The organism is Bradyrhizobium sp. GW821-FHT13H06, assembly GCF_058803975.1.
Genome location: NZ_JBXAPN010000007.1, coordinates 282,645 through 299,045 on the forward strand (window position 1 = coordinate 282,645; position 16,401 = coordinate 299,045).

Genomic DNA, 16,401 nt, shown 5'->3' on the forward strand with positions numbered 1-16,401 from the left:
GCCGGGATCTAAGCCGCGCAACGTTCGAGTCGTCAACAAGACATCGATTAAAAGCGCGTCACGATTTCCGAAAGGAACGGTCGCGGACGGTCTTCGCTCGGCTTGGTCGGCGTGCCGATATGGATGAAGCCGGCGAGCTTTTCGTCCGGCTTGAGGCCGAGCCCATCAAGCACGTCGCGGTCGAACGAGAACCAACCGGTTAGCCAGCAGGCGCCGTAGCCGAGCGCGGTGGCGGCGGTGACGATGTTCATTGCGCTGGCGCCTGCCGACAACTCCTGCTCGAACGCCGGCACCTTCGGATGCGGCTTGGTGAAGCTGACGATGCCGATCACCAACGGCGCATCGGTGAGGCGCTTGCGCTCGATCTCGACGTCGGCCGCCGGCGCGCCGGGATTCTTCCGGGTAAAGACCCTCGCGATCACCTCGCCGGCACGCTGGCGGGCATCGCCCTCGAAGATGATGAAGCGCCAGGGCGCGAGCTTGCCGTGATCGGGCACGCGCGCTCCGATGGTCAGGATCGTCTCGAGTTCGGCCGGCGAGGGGCCGGGGCCGGTCATTTCGCGCGGCTTGACCGAGCGGCGGGTCTTCAGGAGTTCGATGGCGTCGGGCACTGCGATGTCCTCTTCGGCTGGTCGTCGGGCGTGCCATGCCGAGATAGGCATGCACGCCCGCAACCGGAAGCGAATTTAGATCGATTTCAGGGATCAGACGCCGCCACGCGCCCGCCGGACGTCCGGCGGGGTCGCCTCGTCGACGAGGGCGGCGATCGCCTCGGCGGTCGTCATGACCTTCTGGCCGTCGCTGCCGAGCCGGCGGACCGAGACCGAATGCGTCTCGGCCTCTTTCTTGCCGACCACGAGCAGCGCCGGGATCTTGGCCAGCGAATGCTCGCGGACCTTGTAGTTGATCTTTTCGTTGCGCAGATCGATCTCGACCCGAAGCCCGGCGCGCCGCGCTTGCTCGAGAACCTGCTTGGCGTATTCGTCGCCTTCCGAGGTGATGGTCGTGACCACCGCCTGCACCGGCGAGAGCCAGAGCGGGAAGTTGCCGGCATAGTGCTCGATCAGGATGCCGATGTAGCGCTCCATCGAGCCGCAGATCGCGCGGTGCACCATCACGGGCGGCTTCTTGCCGCCGTCATGATCGATGTAGAACGCGCCAAATCGCTCCGGCAGGTTGAAGTCGACCTGCGTCGTGCCGCACTGCCAGTCGCGCCCGATGGCATCGCGCAGCACGTATTCGAACTTCGGCCCGTAGAAGGCGCCTTCGCCCGGGTTGATCTCGGTCTTGATGTGATTGTTCTGCGACTGGATCTCGCGCAGCACGGTGGCCATCACGCGCTCGGCGTGATCCCACATCGCATCGGTGCCGACGCGTTTCTCCGGCCGGGTCGAGAGCTTCACCGTGAGATCGCCGGTGAAGCCGAAGTCCGCATAGGTCGACAGGATCAGATCGTTGATCTTCAGGCATTCCTCGGCGAGCTGGTCCTCGGTGCAGAAGATGTGCGCGTCGTCCTGGGTGAACCCGCGCACGCGCATCAAGCCGTGCATGGCGCCCGACGGTTCATAGCGATGCACCACGCCGAACTCGGCAAGACGCAAGGGCAGGTCGCGGTAGCTCTTCAGGCCGTGCTTGAAGATCTGCACGTGACCCGGGCAGTTCATCGGCTTCAGCGCGAACCAGCGCTTGTCCTCGGCTTCGTCGCCGGCCGACTGTGCCGCGAACATGTTCTCGCGATACCAGCCCCAATGGCCCGAGGTCTCCCACAGCACCTTGTCGAGGATCTGCGGCGCGTTGACCTCGTTGTAGTCGCCGGTGAGGCGGCGGCGCATGTAGGCGATCAGCTGCTGGAAGATGGTCCAGCCCTTCGGATGCCAGAACACGACGCCCGGACCTTCCTCCTGGAAGTGGAAGAGGTCGAGCTCGCGCCCGAGCTTGCGATGGTCGCGCTTCTCGGCTTCCTCGATCTGCTTGAGGTAGGCGTCGAGATCGTCCTGCTTGGCGAACGCCGTGCCGTAGATGCGGGTCAGCATCGGGTTGTTGCTGTCGCCGCGCCAATAGGCGCCGGCCACCTTCATCAATTTGAAGGCATTGCCGACCTTGCCGGTCGAGGTCATGTGCGGGCCGCGGCAGAGATCGAACCAGTCGCCCTGGTAGTAGATCTTGATCGGCTCGTTGCCGGGAATGGCGTCGACCAGCTCGACCTTGAAGGCCTCGCCCTTGTCGCGGAACACCTGCTTGGTCTTCTCGCGATCCCAGACCTCTTTCGTGAACGGTTTGTCGCGCGCGATGATCTCGCGCATCTTCTTCTCGATCGCGGCAAAGTCTTCCGGAGCGAACGGCTCGTTGCGGAAGAAGTCGTAGTAGAAGCCGTTCTCGATCACGGGACCAATGGTGACCTGGGTGCCCGGCCACAGCGTCTGCACGGCTTCCGCCAGCACGTGCGCGCAATCGTGGCGGATCAATTCCAGCGCGCGCGGATCGTCGCGATTGACGAGTTCGATCTTGGCGTCGGCCTCGATCGGGTCGTTGAGATCGGCGAGCGTACCGTCGAGCGCCATCGCAACCGTGCGCTTGGCCAGCGACGGCGAGATGCCCTTGGCGATATCGAGGCCGGTGATGCCCTTGTCGAACTGGCGCTGGGCGCCGTCGGGGAAGGTGAGGGTGACTCTGGGAGCGGGAGTCACGGGCTTCAGATTGGAGAGGCTGTACTGGAAGCCGGACTCGGATTTGGGCTGGTCGGTCATTGCTTTTCTCCTGAGGCTCACTCCTGCGAACGAGCGCAGGTAAGCGGGAACGAGCGATATATCAGGCGATTCGGCCTGTGCAATCCGGCATTTCCAAGAAAGTGACGCGCAAAACCCGGGACATTGCACCAACTATCTCGAGCAGCGCCCTTCAACTGGCCGCAAGCCTGCTCTACATGCACTTGCATGGAAAAAGCCCCCGCCGCCGGCCGTTTCGCGCCAACCGCCCTGATGCTCGGCAATCTCGTCACCGGCTGCTCGGTGCTGGCGCCGGCGGGCATGCTGCCGGAATTGGCGACGGGACTTCAGGTCAGCATCCATGCGGCCGGGCTCCTGATCACGTTCGGTGCGGTCACGCTGTGCATCGGCTCGCCGCTGACGGCCTGGCTCACCAGCCGCATCGAGCGGCGGACGCTGCTCGCGACGACGCTTGCGGTGCTTGCCTTCGGCAATCTCGCTTCGGCCTTTGCGCCCGACTACGCCAGCCTCCTCGTCATTCGCCTCGTGATGCTCGCGGTCGGCGCGCTCTACACGCCGCAGGCCGCCGGCACGGCAGCGCTGATCGTGCCGGCGGAACGGCGCGGCAGCACCATTGCATACATTTTCCTTGGCTGGTCTTTGGCAGCCGCCGTCGGCCTGCCGCTGATCACCTTCATCGCCAGCCGCTATGGCTGGCGCGCGGCCTATGGCGGGATCGGCGCGCTCGGCTGCATCAGCTTGCTGCTGTTGCTGCTGCGCCTTCCGGCGGGCCTGAAGGGCGCAGCGGTGGATCTGAAGACATGGGCCGCGGTCGGCCGGAGCAGGACGATCCTGCTGCTGCTTGCGATCACGATGTTGCAGATGTCGGGGCAGTTCGTGGTGTTCACCTATATGGGCCCGCTGCTCAACAGGCTCACCGGCGCGGGTGCCGATGCGATCGGCATGGTGTTCGCGCTTTACGGCATCTGCGGCTTCCTTGGCGTTGTCATCGCGACCCGCATCGTCGACACCTCGGGGCCCTATCGCACCTCGTTGCTGTTCACCTGCCTGCTGCTTGCCGGGATGACCGGATGGGCGCTCGGCGCCGGCTCGCTCGTCTTGATGGCGGGCGCGGTCGCGACCTGGGGCCTTGGCTTCGCCGCGACCAATTCGATGCAGCAGGTGCGGCTGGTCGCGGCCGCGCCGCCGCTGGCATCGGCGACCGTCGCGCTCAATAGCTCGGTCCTCTATATCGGCCAGGCGGTCGGCTCCGCCGTCGGTGGGCTGCTGTTTGCCCGCGAGCTCCTGCACACGCTCGGCTTCGTCGCGGTCGGATTCGTCGTGCTGGCGCTGATCCTGTTGGTGCTGACCCGGCCACGGCCGGCGGCTGCGACAACCGCCTGAACGCCGTCTTTCCTGTGCGCAAGGTGCTTGGCAAACCTCGCGTGAGGGCGCTAGAAGGCCGGTCATGGGGACCAAAGAGAGTTGACTGAGATGAGGATGATTCTGGCGGTTGCCGCGGTGCTCTATTCAGCTTCCGCATTTGCGCAAACCGAGAAGCCACCGATGGTCGGGGACAAGCCGCTGGTGCAGGTCAAGCCGAAGGGAACCAAAGAGGCAGCGGCCAATCCCGCCGCGGCAGCGAAGGGCAAGCCGCAGTCGATTGCCGTCCGGCTCCAGGCCTGCCTCGAGATCGACGATGGCACCAAGGATCGCCTCAACTGCTACGACGCCGTGATCCCGCCGGCGCCGAAACCGAAGCCGGCGAAGGCCAAGGGCTACGCCGACTGCCGGTTCTTCAAGGAAGAGGACGAACGGCTGGCCTGCTTCAACGGCTTTGCCGAGAGCATTCCGAAGCTGCCCAAGAACTGATATTCGCCAGGTCAGGGCTCTGTCGCTGATCGAGCTGAGCAATCGGGCCTAGCGGCTCGATGCGGATGGATTGGTCGAGGCGACGCGCGTGAGCGCGAGCGACGGCGTTGCCGACATCTTCACCAGCACATCCTTGAGCGGATCCCGCGTCCAGGCGCGGGTCACGTAGTCGCGATGGGTGATGCCGTCGCCGGTCTCCACGAACACCACGCTGCCGGGACGGAGCGGCCCCTCCATGTCCTCGGCGACGCTGATGCCCTTCTGCCGCAGCATGCTCATCAGCTCACGGTCGCGCCGCGCCGTGTAGCGGGTGTAGGAGCTGACGAAGAAGCCGGAACGGTGGCTCTCGATCCAGGAGGCGAACTTGTCGAGTTCGCCGTAGATGGCGTCGAGCAGCACCACGCCGCGGACACGGTCGCTGATGCCGCCGACCTCCAGGCTCCAGGCCGTCGGCAGGAAGCCGCCGCTGTAGCCGACGATCACGATCGGCATGTTGGCGAAGGCGCGCGCACTGTTCGGATCGCCGCTGAGGCGGGCGAGATGGTCGGCCGATTCCGCCATGAAGCGCTTGAACCCGCCCGGTTGCCAGAACTTGCCGGCGCTGGAATCGGCAGCATCGACGGCCATTTGCGGTGCAAGGAGCACGGCATTGGCGCCGGAATCCGTGATCTGCTTGGGCACCAGCTGGCGGTCGCGTACGTCGCGCTCGAGCGTGGCGCCATTGCCGTGGAAGAACACCACGATCACACCGGGCTTGTGCACGTCGAAATGCTCGGGCACGTGCACCAGCACCCGGCTGTCGCTGTAGGTCTCGTCCTGCCAGAACACGCGACCGGAATAGCTGCGGTGGCCGCGGCGGTCGCCCTTGGAAATGTTGAGGAAGGGCGCGTCGGAGGCGGGGTTGTTGCCGAAGTAAGGGAAGGCCGACGACTTCATGCTGACGAGTGTCGTCAGGTCGTCGCGCGGCGGACGCTTGTAGGGGACCTGCGGCTCGAGCGAAGCCACCTTGTAAGGCGCTTGCTCCGACGGTTGTTGCTGAACGGCGCGCCTGGGCGAGAAGTCCGCCATCTGCCGTTGCAGGAAGCTTTCGCTCGCCGAGGGAAAGCGCTCCTTGAACTGCGGGGCGGGGAAGCGGTCCTCGAACGTGTCGCCGCTTGCCACGCGTGGGTTGGAGGTTTGCGAACTGGTTTTGGCGACGACCTGGACATTCGCCTGCGAGCTCGTTGCCAGCGCCGCCGGATCGGGCGCCTTGCCGCATTGAACCAGCGTGAGCGACAGCGGCACCAAGGCCGAGATCAGGCCGATCCGGAGCGCACGATCGCGCGCATCGGACGTTGTCCGATCGGCACGACAGTCAGCTCTCGGTCTCGGAACGGCCCCGAACATCCACCCATGACCCCAAGTCACGACATCAAGTCCGTCGGCATGCTTTCAGACAATTGAGCCGACCGGCTTTAGGCGACGTTAAGCGTCCGGAGAAACTTCCCCACATCCGGAACGCTCAAAATGACCATGCAATCGTGTCCTGATTGTGGGGAGCGCGAACGGGGAATTTCGGGGCAATCCAGGCGTCATTGTCCAAAAGCGTGGTTAGTCGGTGTTTTGGTACCCGCTACCGTTGCCTCATTTAACCCTTGTTAACCCTGCTTGAATTGACTGGGCCAGACTGCACGATGGCCTGCGAGGCGAGACGCCTGAAGTTAAGGACCCCGATGACGGCATCAGATGCGGGAACCGCAGCCTGGATGGGCCGGCTGACCGGGAGCGGGGCCGGGGTCTCCGTTCCGGTCGCAACCGCCATCGTCGTGGCCGACATGATCGGAGTCGGCGTCTTCACCAGCCTCGGCTTCCAGGTCAAGGACATCCCGTCCGGCTTCTCGATCCTGCTGCTCTGGACCGTCGGCGGCATCGTCGCGTTGTGCGGGGTGTTCGCGTACAGCGAGTTGGGCGCGATGTTTCCGCGCTCGAGCGGTGAGTACAATTTCCTCGGCCGCGCCTATCATCCGGCCTTCGGCTTTCTCGCCGGCTGGGTGTCGGCCACGGTCGGCTTCGCGGCGCCGGTTGCGCTCGCGGCGATGGCGTTCGGCGAATACGCCAAATCGGTTGTCCCGGATCTGCCGCCGATCCCGCTTGCCATCGGCGTGGTGTGGCTGGTCTCGCTCGTGCAACTGACCGGAGTCCGGCACTCCTCGACCTTCCAGCTGATCTCGACCATCCTCAAGGTCGTCCTGATCATCGCCTTCCTGGTCGCCGGCTTCGTCGTCGGCGCGCAGCAGCCGATCGCCTTCACGCCGCAGCCGGGCGATCTCGCCCACATCGTCAGCGCGCCGTTCGCGATCGGCCTCGTCTTCGTGATGTATTCCTTCTCGGGCTGGAATGCGGCGACCTACATCATCGGCGAGATGAAAACGCCGCAGCAGAGCCTGCCGCGCGCGCTGCTTGTGGGAACGCTGATCGTGCTCGTGCTGTATGTCGCGCTGAACGCGGTGTTTCTCTACACCACGCCGGTGAGTGCGCTTGCCGGCCAGCTCGACGTCGCCAGCGTCGCCGGCAGCGCCATCTTCGGCAGCCTCGGCGGCCGGATCGTCGGCGCCATGATTTGCGTCGGCCTGATCTCCTCGATCAGCGCGATGATGTGGATCGGGCCGCGCGTGATGATGACGATGGGGGAGGACATTCCGGCCCTGCGCGTGTTTTCGAGGCGATCGGCGAGCGGTGCGCCGGCCTATGCCGTCCTGTTCCAGCTCGCCATCGCCAACCTGCTGTTGTTCACGCGCAGCTTCGAGGCGGTGCTCGACTTCATCCAGTTCGCGCTGTTGTTCTGCTCGTTCTTCACGGTCGCCGGCGTCATCAAGCTGCGCATCACCGATCCCGACCTGCCGCGGCCCTATCGCGCCTGGGGATACCCGTTCACGCCGCTCGTTTTCCTGCTCGTGACCGCTTTCATGATGTACTACCTCCTGACCGAGCGGCCGGTGCAGTCGCTCTCGGGGATGCTCGTCATGCTCGCGGGCCTGTTGATCTATGCTGTGTTCCGCAGGCGGCCGGCTGCCGCCGGCAACTCATCACACCGCGAATAGAGATGTTTCGACCCATGAGAATTGCGGCGCTCGCTCTTGCCCTGCTGGCTGCGGTCGTCTCGTCCGCGCATGCTGCCGACGCCAGCTTCGACGACACCGCGCGCTTCCTTGCGGGCATGCAGCCTTCGGCGGACTCGCCGCTGGTGCCGCTCACCAAGGATCCGGGCTGGCAGCGCCATGCAAAGTTCTTCGACGGCGCCTTCGCCCAGCTCGAACAGCGGCAGCTCTCCAATATCCGCAGCTGGGCCGACGCCAATCTCGCCGCGCCCCGGCCGACCATGTTCTACATGTTCAGCGGCCCGGATTTCCTCTACGCCGATGCCTTCTATTCCAAGGCCAGCACGTATGTGCTCGGCGCGCTGGAGCCGGTCGGCGCCGTGCCCGACCTGACGCGGCTGCCGCGTGGTTCGGTCGCCGCCGCGCTCTACAATGTCGAGCGTTCGCTCGGCTCGATCCTGAGCTTCTCCTTCTTCATCACCAAGCAGATGAAGGTCGATCTGCGCGCCAACCAGGTCAACGGCACCTTGCCGATCCTCTATGTCTTCCTCGCGCGCTCCGGCAAGACCATCCGCAATGTCGAGATGATCGCGCTCGACGACAGGGGCGGGGTGCATGTCGGCGACGACAATCCGGGACGAAACGCGACGCGCGGCGTCCGCATCACCTTCGCCGGCAGCGATGGGGAAGCGCGCACGCTGTATTATTTCTCGACCGATCTATCCAATTCCGGCGCGCGCGCCGCAGGCTTCCTGAAGTTCTGCGAGACGCTCGGGCCCGGCAACAGCCTGCTCAAGAGTGCGTCCTATCTGTTGCACTCCGGCAATTTCTCCGTCGTGCGCGACTGGCTGCTTGCCAACAGTGCCACCATCATCCAGGACGATTCCGGCATTCCGCTCGCGAACTACAACGCACGGCAATGGCGGTTCTTCCCATTCGGCCGCTATCTCGGCCCCATCGACGAATTCCCCGGCCGCTACCAGGAGCGCTACGCCGAACTGTTCACGCGCGCCCAGCCGATCGATTTCGGCGTCGGCTATCGCTGGCGGATGCGCGAATCGAATTTGCTGTTGTTGGTGAAGGTGCCGGGCAGCGAGACTGCGCCGACTGCGGAGACCACTTCGGCCACCGAGCCGCCGCCAAGGCCTCCGCGCCCGAAGCGGCTGCGGCCGCCGGAGTCGATTCCGCCGTCACAGGGCCGTTTCTTCTGGTTCCGGTAGGCTATTGCCGAGGCTGGGCGTCAAGACGTCTGGGCCACGACGACCAGCACTTCGGCCTTCTGTCGGCCGAGGCTCCTGACCTCGTGCGGCGTCTCGCCTGAAAAATACAGGCAATCTCCCCTGCCGAGGACGAGCTCTTCGCCATCGAGCTTGATCGCGATCCTGCCGTTGATGACGAACAGCAGCTCCTCGCCCGCATGCGAGGCGCGCGTGGCCGCCTTGTGCGGCGGGCTCAGCAGAAAAGGCTCCATCATCTTGCGGGTGCGACCGGTCGCCAGCGGGACCACGCCAAACGTGTCCTGGAACAGCGGCACATTGCCGTCCTGGCGGCGGAACAGCGTGTAGCGCGGTGCCGGCTCGGCGTTCGGGTCGAAGAAGTTCGCGACATTGACCTCGAGCGCGGCGGCCATCCGCAGCAGGGCTGCGAGGGAGGGGATCTTGAGGTTGCGCTCGACCAGCGAGATGTAGCCGCGGGTGAGGTCGCTTTGCCTCGCAAGCTGGTCCAGCGTCAGGCCCTTGGCGATCCGCGCCTGGCGGATGTTGGCCCCGACCGCTGTCGCTTTGCTGACGTCAAGCACGCATGAGTCTCCCGAACTGCTGAAGCCTGTTTTGCAACAGAAGCCGCCGGACTGCCAGCCCGGCGGCCGGCAAGGCCCTGCGCCGGTCGCTCGCAAGCGTATTCCACTGGAAAACTCCTGAGCAGAAATTTCGAGCAAGGGCGCGGATATTATGAGCAGGTGAATTGGTATAACGCAGATATTCGCCGAATTTTGGTGCAAATCGTCGGCATTGCCGCGATCGTCGGCATTTGCCGCGTTCCGCGGCGTTGATTTCCAATAGTAAACATGATCGATTTTACCGTCGCGGCTGCCGATGGGCACCGCGACCGAGCCAACTGCTTTTCCCAGGCGCCGGTACCTTTTGGAGAGATCGATGACCGTAGCAGACGACGTAACCCTGAACGTAGCGCCGGACGAGGCGGCGAGCTTGCGACGGATCGTGTGGTCGAGCGTGATCGGCACCGCGATCGAATGGTACGACTTCCTCATCTATGGCACGGCGACCGCGCTGGTGTTCAACAAGGTCTTCTTCGCCGCCGGCAACCCCGCGCTCGCCACCATCGCGGCCTTCGGCACTTACGCCGTCGGATTTCTGGCGCGGCCGCTCGGTGCGGCGATCTTTGGCCATTACGGCGACCGGGTCGGCCGCAAGGCGATGCTCGCGATCACGATCATGGTGATGGGCATCGGCACCTTCCTGATCGGCCTGCTTCCGACCTACCAGCAGATCGGCATTGCCGCGCCGGTGCTGCTGATCGGATTGCGCTTTCTCCAGGGTATCGGCCTCGGCGGCGAATGGGGCGGCGCCGTGCTGATGGTGGTCGAGAACTGCCCGACGCATCGCCGCGGCCTGCTCGGCAGCATGGTGCAGGTCGGCAACCCCATCGGCAATCTCGCCGCGATCGGCATGTTCGCGCTGGTGGCGAGCCTGCCGGAGAGCGACTTCATGACTTACGGCTGGCGCATCCCCTTCCTGATCTCGATCCTCCTGGTCGGCGTCGGTCTCTACATCCGCCTCAACATGGAAGAGACCGCCGCCTTCCGTCAGGTCCAGGCCAAGAAGGAAGTCGCAAGCCTGCCACTGCTCGAGATCTTCAGGCACCACCGCCGGCCGTTCTTCACCGCGGTCGGTCTGAAGATCTCCGAGATCGCCTATGCCAGCATCGGCGGCGTGTTTGTGATGTCCTATGCCACCGCCAATCTCGGCCTGCCGCGCGCGGTGGTGCTGAACGGGGCGTTCGCCGCATCGCTGGTCGCGCTGCTCGCTATCCCGCTGTTTGGCTGGCTGTCCGACCTGGTCGGCCGCAAGACGATGTTCTATGCGAGCTGTCTGTTCTCGGCGCTGTTCGCCTTCCCGCTGTTCTGGCTGCTCGATACCCGCGATCCGACGATCGTTGTCTGCACCATCGTGGTCGCGATCACCTTCGGTCAGATGGTCATGTTCGGTATCGGCGCGCCCTGGTACTCCGAGCTGTTCACCGCGCGGCTGCGTTACAGCGGTGCTTCGCTCGGGTTCCAGGTCGGTGCGGCCCTGAGCGGCGGGTTGACGCCGCTGATTGCGGCCTCTCTGATGGCCTGGAGCGGCGGCGCCACCTGGCCGGTCTCGCTGCTGCTCGTGGCCTGCGCCGCCATCACCGCGATCGCGACCACGTTCGCGCCGGAGATGGCGAACAAGGAACTGACCTGATCTCGCGGCGCCGCTGCCGGCGGCGCCACGGCTTCTCAAAAGGATTTGTCATGCTTGATACGATCAGCGCCGGTGCGGCGCAGGGCGCAGCACAGCTCGGCTGGACCGGCGTGGTGCGCTTCCTCCATCTCACGCCGCGCGCGTTCCTGCCGATGCGCGCAGCCGAGACCATCACCCTCGTCGCCGGGAAAGGAATCGAGGGCGACCGCTACATGATCGGCAAGGAAGAGGGGTTTTATTCGCACAAGCCGGAAGAGGGCCGGCAGGTCACCCTGTTCGAACTCGAGACGCTGGTTGCGCTGAAGCGCGACGCCGGGATCGAGCTGGGCCCGGAAGAGCATCGGCGTAACGTCACGGTGAAGGGCGTGCCGCTGAATCATCTCGTCGGCCGCCGCTTCTGGCTGGGCGAGACCCTGCTGGAAGCGACGCGGCTGTCGGTGCCGTGCCGGCATATCGAGGAGATCACCGGCAAGGCGATCTTCGATCCCCTGATCAATCGCTCCGGCCTCAACTGCAAGATCCTGCAAGGCGGCGTCGTCAGGGTCGGCGATACCGTGCGGAATGCGGCATGAGCGCGCGACCGATCACGACGGTCAAGACGGTCGTCACCGGCATCGAGGAGGCGGGGGCAGGCATCAAACTGTTCACGCTGGCAGATCCCGACCGGTGGGAACTGCCGCCGTTCAAACCCGGCGCGCATATCGATCTGCATCTGCCGAACGGGCTGGTCCGCACCTATTCGCTGTGCAACGAGCCCGCGGACAACAAGCGCTATGTCATCGCGGTGAAGCGCGAAGCGGATGGACGCGGCGGTTCGCGGGCGCTGCACGACGAAATCGGCATCGGCGATGTCATCGGCGTGTCGCTGCCACGCGGCGGACTTGAGCCCCAAGCGCGCATCGCGCGCTACGTGTTCCTGGCTGGCGGCATCGGCGTGACGCCGTTCCTGTCCATGGCGCGGCATCTCGAACGAACGAAGCAAGCCGACTTCACGCTGCATCTGATCGTGCGTGAGGAGGTGCCGCTCGCCACGCATCTCGGCGCGCTGGTCGAAGAGGGGCGCATCATCGTGCATCGGACGTCCCGGAGCGGGCGCCCCGATCTCGCAGCGCTCGTCGGAGAGGGCGGATCTGAGACGATGGTCGCCTGCTGCGGCCCGGAAAGCATGACCCACGATTTCGAGCGGGTGACTGCAGCGTGGCCCGCTGCGAGCGTCCATATCGAGCGGTTCATCGCACCGCCACCGGTCATCGATCCCGACGCCAAACCGTTTACAGTGTCACTGGCGCGCTCGGGCGCCGAGATCGAGGTGCGGGCCGGCCAGACCATGCTGGCCGCATTGCAGGAGGGAGGCATCGACATCGCGACCTCCTGCTGCGGCGGCATCTGCGGCGCCTGCAAGGTCGGATGGATCGAAGGCAAGCCGGTTCACCGCGACCGCATCCTGTCGCCGTATGAACGCGAACGCTATCTCATGGTTTGCGTGGCGGGCTCGGATGCCGAGCGGCTGGTGCTGGATCTCTGAGCTACCAATGCACGCTCTGGCTCGGCACGATGAACGTCGTCGTGCTTGGCTGTGTCGCGAAGCTCCTCGCCAGATACCAACCTGAGCCGAGGACGAGCGCGAGCAGCGCGATGACGGCGAGCAGGTCGATGGTTCTGGGATCGTGTCCTCTGTGAGCGAAATTCGGACCATGCCGGTAGTGAAAATGAGGGCTGATTTTCCAGCGCATTGTTGTTTCCTCCCGTGGGAGCATCGAAACAACGCGAGCGGAAAGTGCCGGTTCCGGCCAGGGCGGCGATGGTCAAGCACCGCAGCAAGCGTCAGGCGGCATTGACCCCGCGCCAGCGGCCGTAGCGCCAGGGCAGATACCAGCGTGCGCATTGCGGCGCGGCGAGGGGCACGTTGTCGATGCCGGACGTGCCGAAGGGATTGCAGCGGAGCAGGCGCGCGAGCGTCATCCAGCCGCCGGCCCAGAGCCCGAACCGTTCGATTGCCTCATCGCCGTAGACGGAGCATGTCGGCAAGTGCCGGCAGTTGTAACCCACCAGGGGCGACAGCGTATGCCGATACAGCCAGATCAGCGCACGCCCAAATCTGCGGGGCAGCCGGAGCGCACCGTCGACAGGGCTGGAACAATGCTCGCAGGCTGAATGCTTCATGTGCGCTTTGCTGCGACCTTAAGCCAGGGGTTGCCCGGTTCCGGCGCAGGGAACCGTAAGCTGTTGTTTGCACGCCCTGTTTTGCGTGCTTTTTGGGAGCAGTGCAGCAAGTATCTCTGGACGAGCTGTATTCCCCCGGATACCATTTTTGTGACGTTCATGTGTAGACTCATTGAACGCGCAAAACGGGGCTTGCCTGAATCGCCTTGGGGCTTGGGGAAGGGACCAGTTTGAAACGTCTGACGTCGCTCAATCTTCGCGGCTGGTTGCTGGTGGGAACCGCCGTCTGTGGAGTCGCGCTGGCTGGCGCCGTCGCGACTTTCGGGTCGTCGGCCCGGGCAAGCAATACCCTCGAAGAGCGCAAGCTGCCGATGAAGTTCAGCTGGGTCGCCTGCGAGCCGAACTGCCGTGGCTGGGTCAGCGCGGTCGGCATCATCACCGCCGATACGCCAAGGGAATTCGAAGAGTTTTCGCGCGGGCGCCAGCTCGGGGGCGCGACCGTCGTGCTCGATTCGAGCGGCGGGTCCGTCAATGACGCGATCACCCTCGGCCGGCGCTTCCGCAATCTCGGGCTTTTGACCACGGTCGGCGTCAGCCTCCGCGGCGGGCCGTCGACCCGCCCGGCGGTCGCGCCGGAGGCCTATTGCGAATCCATGTGCGTGTTCCTGCTGCTCGCCGGCAAGAAGCGCTACGTGCCGGAAGCCGCCCATGTCCGGGTCCACCAGATCTGGATGGGCGACCGGGCTGACGATGCCAAGGCGGCGAGCTACAGCGCGCAGGATCTGATGATCGTGGAGCGCGACATCGGCCGACTCGCCAAATACACATTCGACATGGGCGGCGCCGGCGACTTGCTGTCGCTTGCGCTCAGTGTTCCGCCCTGGGAAGACCTGCACGAGCTCGACGCCGGCGAGCTCAAGCTTACCAATCTGGTCACGACCGATCTCGTGGCTGATGTGCTCCCGCATGTGGATATGTCAGCGCCGGCCATGGCGGAGCTGGCACCGAAGACGCAGGCCAGGTTCGGCGCGGAACCGGAGCAGGCGCAGTCTGCCAAATCGACCAAGACGGCGGAAGCCCTGGTGCCGACGGGTGGCGTGGCCGCGCCGGCCGCGGCGACGCAGAAGTAAGCTCCCCGCACGGTTATTCCGAGGCGTCGCGAAGCGACGAACGCTGAATCCAGATGTTGTAGCGCATGATTTCCGGGCTCGCCTTTGGGCGGTCCGGAATGACATCGGCTTGGGATCAGCCCTGCGCAGCGGCCGGCTGCTTGGCCCTGGCTTCGATCTGGCCGATGGCATCGACCACGGCATCGAAGGTCAGAAGCGTCGAGGCATGGCGTGCCTTGTAGTCGCGGACCGGCTCGAGGAACTTGATTTCTTCCCATTTGCCTTCGGGAGGCGCACCGTTCTCCTTCAGCATCTTGCGAACGGTTTCGCGTAACTCACGGAGTTCGCTCGCAGTCGAGCCGACCACGTGACTTGCCATGATGGATGAAGAGGCCTGACCCAAGGCACACGCCTTCACGTCATGCGCGAAGTCGGTGACGGTATCGCCATTCATCTTGAGGTCGACCTTCACGGTCGATCCGCACAGTTTGGAGTGGGCAGTGGCGGAGGCGTCGGGGTCCGACAGCCGCCCGAGGCGCGGAATATTCCCGGCCAGTTCGATGATCCGCTTGTTGTAGATGTCGTTCAGCATGTGATGGAGTCCAACACGTCCACAGCCACTTCCGGGCCGGATCGGCCTTGGCGGGCGCCGCCCACGGTCCTATATAGAGACGGAACTGGTGGAAAAACAGTCCAGCGGTGCGGTGGCGGTGATCCAGATATGCGCTGCCGGCGTTATCGCCTCAGGACTTTCCGCCGAAACTTGTTCTGTTCAGGCGTCCGGCGGCTTGGCCGCCCCGTCTGCCGGTGACACTCCGGCCGCAAGGCCGTCGAACGGAGTCGATATGGACGCTGCAATCAAATCCATCCGCCCCAACAAGCCCGCCGACCGGCAGCCCGATAGCCGCCCGGCCGAGCTTGATCCTGCAGAATTCCTTGCTGCCGCCGTTCGCGCTGACCAGCCGCGCCCGGCACGCGCCGAGGCGGAAGCCGCGGTGAAGACGTTGCTCGCCTATATCGGCGAGAACACCGAGCGCGAGGGCCTGCTCGACACGCCGCGCCGTGTCGTCGAAGCTTTCGACGAACTCTATCAGGGCTACCACCAGTGCCCGGCCGAGGTGCTCGACCGGACCTTTGGCGAGACCGCCGGCTATGACGACTTCGTCCTGGTGCGCGACATCGAGTTCACCTCGCAGTGCGAGCATCACATGATGCCGTTCTACGGCAAGGGGCACATCGCCTATACGCCGGTGGAACGTGTCGTCGGCCTGTCCAAGCTTGCGCGCCTGACCGACATCTTCGCCCGCAGGCTCCAGACCCAGGAGCACCTGACGGCTCAGATCGCAGCGGCCATCGACGAGATCCTCAAGCCGCGCGGCGTCGCGGTGCTGATCGAGGCCGAGCATACCTGCATGTCGGTGCGTGGCGTCGCCAAGCATGGTGCCTCCACCTTCACCAGCCGCTTCACCGGCATGTTCCGCGACAATCCGGCGGAGCAGGCCCGTTTCCTGTCCCTGGTGCGAGGCACGACGCGCTGACCTCGCAAAGTAAACTCGCGAGGGTCCTGTGTCCGCTCACTCCCATGAGATCGAAGAAGGTCTCGCCTTCCTGCCCAGGTTCGATGCGAGCGGGCTCGTGACCTGCGTCGCGACCGACGTCGCCACCGGCGACGTGCTCATGGTCGCGCACATGAACGAGGAGGCGCTGCGCAAGACGATCGCGACCGGCGATGCCTGGTACTTCAGCCGCTCGCGCAATGCCTTGTGGCGAAAAGGTGAGACCTCAGGTCAGACCCAGCGCGTGGTCGAGATGCGCACCGATTGCGACCAGGACGCGGTCTGGATCCGGGTCGAGCAGGTCGGCGCGGCCTGCCATACCGGGCGCCGGTCCTGCTTCTATCGCAAGATCGAAGCGGAGGGCGGCGGCGCCAGGCTCGTCTTCGCCGATACGGAGCGGCTGTTCGTTCCGAGCGAGGTCTATAAGAAGTAACCCTCGCCATTTCGGGTTC

At 64.8% G+C, this 16,401-nt stretch carries 17 protein-coding genes; 10 read left to right on the forward strand and 7 right to left on the reverse strand.

What is annotated here, in order from left to right:
- Positions 1-47: 47 nt before the first annotated feature.
- Both AC1RQP_RS27760 and thrS read right to left on the reverse strand, forming a co-directional pair.
- On the reverse strand, positions 48-611 hold the full coding sequence (locus AC1RQP_RS27760; RefSeq protein ID WP_247801855.1) for a nitroreductase family protein: 564 nt from the start codon (positions 609-611) through the stop codon (positions 48-50).
- Positions 612-704: 93 nt separating this feature from the next.
- A complete protein-coding gene (gene thrS / locus AC1RQP_RS27765) occupies positions 705-2,747 on the reverse strand; it encodes a threonine--tRNA ligase (RefSeq protein WP_492939646.1) in 2,043 nt (680 codons plus the stop codon).
- Positions 2,748-2,933: 186 nt separating this feature from the next.
- Here thrS and AC1RQP_RS27770 point away from each other — a divergent pair, with 186 nt between their 5' ends.
- Together AC1RQP_RS27770 and AC1RQP_RS27775 are read left to right on the forward strand one after the other, a co-directional pair.
- Positions 2,934-4,109 (forward strand): MFS transporter, encoded by a 1,176-nt coding sequence (locus tag AC1RQP_RS27770; RefSeq protein WP_492939648.1) that lies wholly within the window; start codon positions 2,934-2,936, stop codon positions 4,107-4,109.
- Positions 4,110-4,199: 90 nt separating this feature from the next.
- On the forward strand, positions 4,200-4,577 hold the full coding sequence (locus tag AC1RQP_RS27775; protein ID WP_239624597.1) for a hypothetical protein: 378 nt from the start codon (positions 4,200-4,202) through the stop codon (positions 4,575-4,577).
- Positions 4,578-4,625: 48 nt separating this feature from the next.
- Here AC1RQP_RS27775 and AC1RQP_RS27780 read toward each other — a convergent pair whose 3' ends face one another.
- The gene (locus AC1RQP_RS27780) at positions 4,626-5,963 is read right to left on the reverse strand and encodes an alpha/beta hydrolase (protein ID WP_492939650.1); all 1,338 of its coding nucleotides are present in this window, start codon (positions 5,961-5,963) and stop codon (positions 4,626-4,628) included.
- Between the two features lie 326 nt (positions 5,964-6,289).
- Between AC1RQP_RS27780 and AC1RQP_RS27785 the strand changes: the two genes are divergently transcribed.
- Positions 6,290-7,657, forward strand: coding sequence for an APC family permease (locus AC1RQP_RS27785; RefSeq protein ID WP_492939652.1), 1,368 nt, complete (start codon positions 6,290-6,292; stop codon positions 7,655-7,657).
- A gap of 2 nt (positions 7,658-7,659) precedes the next feature.
- Positions 7,660-8,874: a hypothetical protein gene (locus tag AC1RQP_RS27790; RefSeq protein WP_492939654.1), complete on the forward strand. Its 1,215-nt coding sequence runs from the start codon at positions 7,660-7,662 to the stop codon at positions 8,872-8,874.
- A 20-nt stretch (positions 8,875-8,894) separates the two neighbouring features.
- Here the strand turns inward: AC1RQP_RS27790 and AC1RQP_RS27795 are convergent, their stop codons facing one another.
- Positions 8,895-9,452, reverse strand: a complete 558-nt coding sequence (locus AC1RQP_RS27795) for a helix-turn-helix domain-containing protein (protein WP_131871146.1) — start codon at positions 9,450-9,452, stop codon at positions 8,895-8,897.
- Positions 9,453-9,807: 355 nt separating this feature from the next.
- Between AC1RQP_RS27795 and AC1RQP_RS27800 the strand changes: the two genes are divergently transcribed.
- From AC1RQP_RS27800 to AC1RQP_RS27810, 3 genes are read left to right on the forward strand one after another with little or no spacing between them, the layout of a single operon-like run.
- The gene (locus AC1RQP_RS27800; protein WP_492939656.1) at positions 9,808-11,121 is read left to right on the forward strand and encodes an MFS transporter; all 1,314 of its coding nucleotides are present in this window, start codon (positions 9,808-9,810) and stop codon (positions 11,119-11,121) included.
- Between the two features lie 50 nt (positions 11,122-11,171).
- Positions 11,172-11,693, forward strand: a complete 522-nt coding sequence (locus AC1RQP_RS27805) for an MOSC domain-containing protein (RefSeq protein WP_492939658.1) — start codon at positions 11,172-11,174, stop codon at positions 11,691-11,693.
- The gene (locus AC1RQP_RS27810; protein WP_492939660.1) at positions 11,690-12,646 is read left to right on the forward strand and encodes a PDR/VanB family oxidoreductase; all 957 of its coding nucleotides are present in this window, start codon (positions 11,690-11,692) and stop codon (positions 12,644-12,646) included. The genes AC1RQP_RS27805 and AC1RQP_RS27810 overlap by 4 nt, the downstream gene beginning before the upstream one ends.
- Position 12,647: 1 nt before the next feature.
- Here AC1RQP_RS27810 and AC1RQP_RS27815 read toward each other — a convergent pair whose 3' ends face one another.
- Positions 12,648-12,854: a hypothetical protein gene (locus AC1RQP_RS27815; protein ID WP_239624586.1), complete on the reverse strand. Its 207-nt coding sequence runs from the start codon at positions 12,852-12,854 to the stop codon at positions 12,648-12,650.
- A 91-nt stretch (positions 12,855-12,945) separates the two neighbouring features.
- Complete coding sequence (yidD, locus tag AC1RQP_RS27820; RefSeq protein ID WP_492939662.1) at positions 12,946-13,284, reverse strand: membrane protein insertion efficiency factor YidD; 339 nt, start codon at positions 13,282-13,284, stop codon at positions 12,946-12,948.
- 230 nt (positions 13,285-13,514) lie between these two features.
- On the opposite strand from yidD, the gene AC1RQP_RS27825 reads away from it, so the two are divergent.
- Positions 13,515-14,414: a COG3904 family protein gene (locus AC1RQP_RS27825; protein WP_492939664.1), complete on the forward strand. Its 900-nt coding sequence runs from the start codon at positions 13,515-13,517 to the stop codon at positions 14,412-14,414.
- A 115-nt stretch (positions 14,415-14,529) separates the two neighbouring features.
- Here the strand turns inward: AC1RQP_RS27825 and AC1RQP_RS27830 are convergent, their stop codons facing one another.
- Positions 14,530-14,985, reverse strand: coding sequence for an iron-sulfur cluster assembly scaffold protein (locus AC1RQP_RS27830; RefSeq protein WP_492939666.1), 456 nt, complete (start codon positions 14,983-14,985; stop codon positions 14,530-14,532).
- A 253-nt stretch (positions 14,986-15,238) separates the two neighbouring features.
- Here AC1RQP_RS27830 and folE point away from each other — a divergent pair, with 253 nt between their 5' ends.
- Both folE and hisI read left to right on the forward strand, forming a co-directional pair.
- Complete coding sequence (gene folE, locus AC1RQP_RS27835) at positions 15,239-15,931, forward strand: GTP cyclohydrolase I FolE (protein ID WP_492939668.1); 693 nt, start codon at positions 15,239-15,241, stop codon at positions 15,929-15,931.
- A gap of 28 nt (positions 15,932-15,959) precedes the next feature.
- Positions 15,960-16,382, forward strand: a complete 423-nt coding sequence (gene hisI, locus AC1RQP_RS27840) for a phosphoribosyl-AMP cyclohydrolase (protein ID WP_492939670.1) — start codon at positions 15,960-15,962, stop codon at positions 16,380-16,382.
- The last annotated feature ends 19 nt before the right edge of the window (positions 16,383-16,401 follow it).

Bases quoted from the DNA above. Each gene is read 5' to 3' on its own strand.
- thrS (WP_492939646.1), bottom strand. From the start codon at position 2,747: ATGACCGACCAGCCCAAATCCGAGTCCGGCTTCCAGTACAGCCTCTCC.
- AC1RQP_RS27770 (WP_492939648.1), top strand. From the start codon at position 2,934: ATGGAAAAAGCCCCCGCCGCCGGCCGTTTCGCGCCAACCGCCCTGATG.
- AC1RQP_RS27775 (WP_239624597.1), top strand. From the start codon at position 4,200: ATGAGGATGATTCTGGCGGTTGCCGCGGTGCTCTATTCAGCTTCCGCA.
- AC1RQP_RS27780 (WP_492939650.1), bottom strand. From the start codon at position 5,963: ATGTTCGGGGCCGTTCCGAGACCGAGAGCTGACTGTCGTGCCGATCGG.
- AC1RQP_RS27785 (WP_492939652.1), top strand. From the start codon at position 6,290: ATGACGGCATCAGATGCGGGAACCGCAGCCTGGATGGGCCGGCTGACC.
- AC1RQP_RS27790 (WP_492939654.1), top strand. From the start codon at position 7,660: ATGTTTCGACCCATGAGAATTGCGGCGCTCGCTCTTGCCCTGCTGGCT.
- AC1RQP_RS27800 (WP_492939656.1), top strand. From the start codon at position 9,808: ATGACCGTAGCAGACGACGTAACCCTGAACGTAGCGCCGGACGAGGCG.
- AC1RQP_RS27805 (WP_492939658.1), top strand. From the start codon at position 11,172: ATGCTTGATACGATCAGCGCCGGTGCGGCGCAGGGCGCAGCACAGCTC.
- AC1RQP_RS27810 (WP_492939660.1), top strand. From the start codon at position 11,690: ATGAGCGCGCGACCGATCACGACGGTCAAGACGGTCGTCACCGGCATC.
- AC1RQP_RS27815 (WP_239624586.1), bottom strand. From the start codon at position 12,854: ATGCGCTGGAAAATCAGCCCTCATTTTCACTACCGGCATGGTCCGAAT.
- yidD (WP_492939662.1), bottom strand. From the start codon at position 13,284: ATGAAGCATTCAGCCTGCGAGCATTGTTCCAGCCCTGTCGACGGTGCG.
- AC1RQP_RS27830 (WP_492939666.1), bottom strand. From the start codon at position 14,985: ATGCTGAACGACATCTACAACAAGCGGATCATCGAACTGGCCGGGAAT.
- folE (WP_492939668.1), top strand. From the start codon at position 15,239: ATGGACGCTGCAATCAAATCCATCCGCCCCAACAAGCCCGCCGACCGG.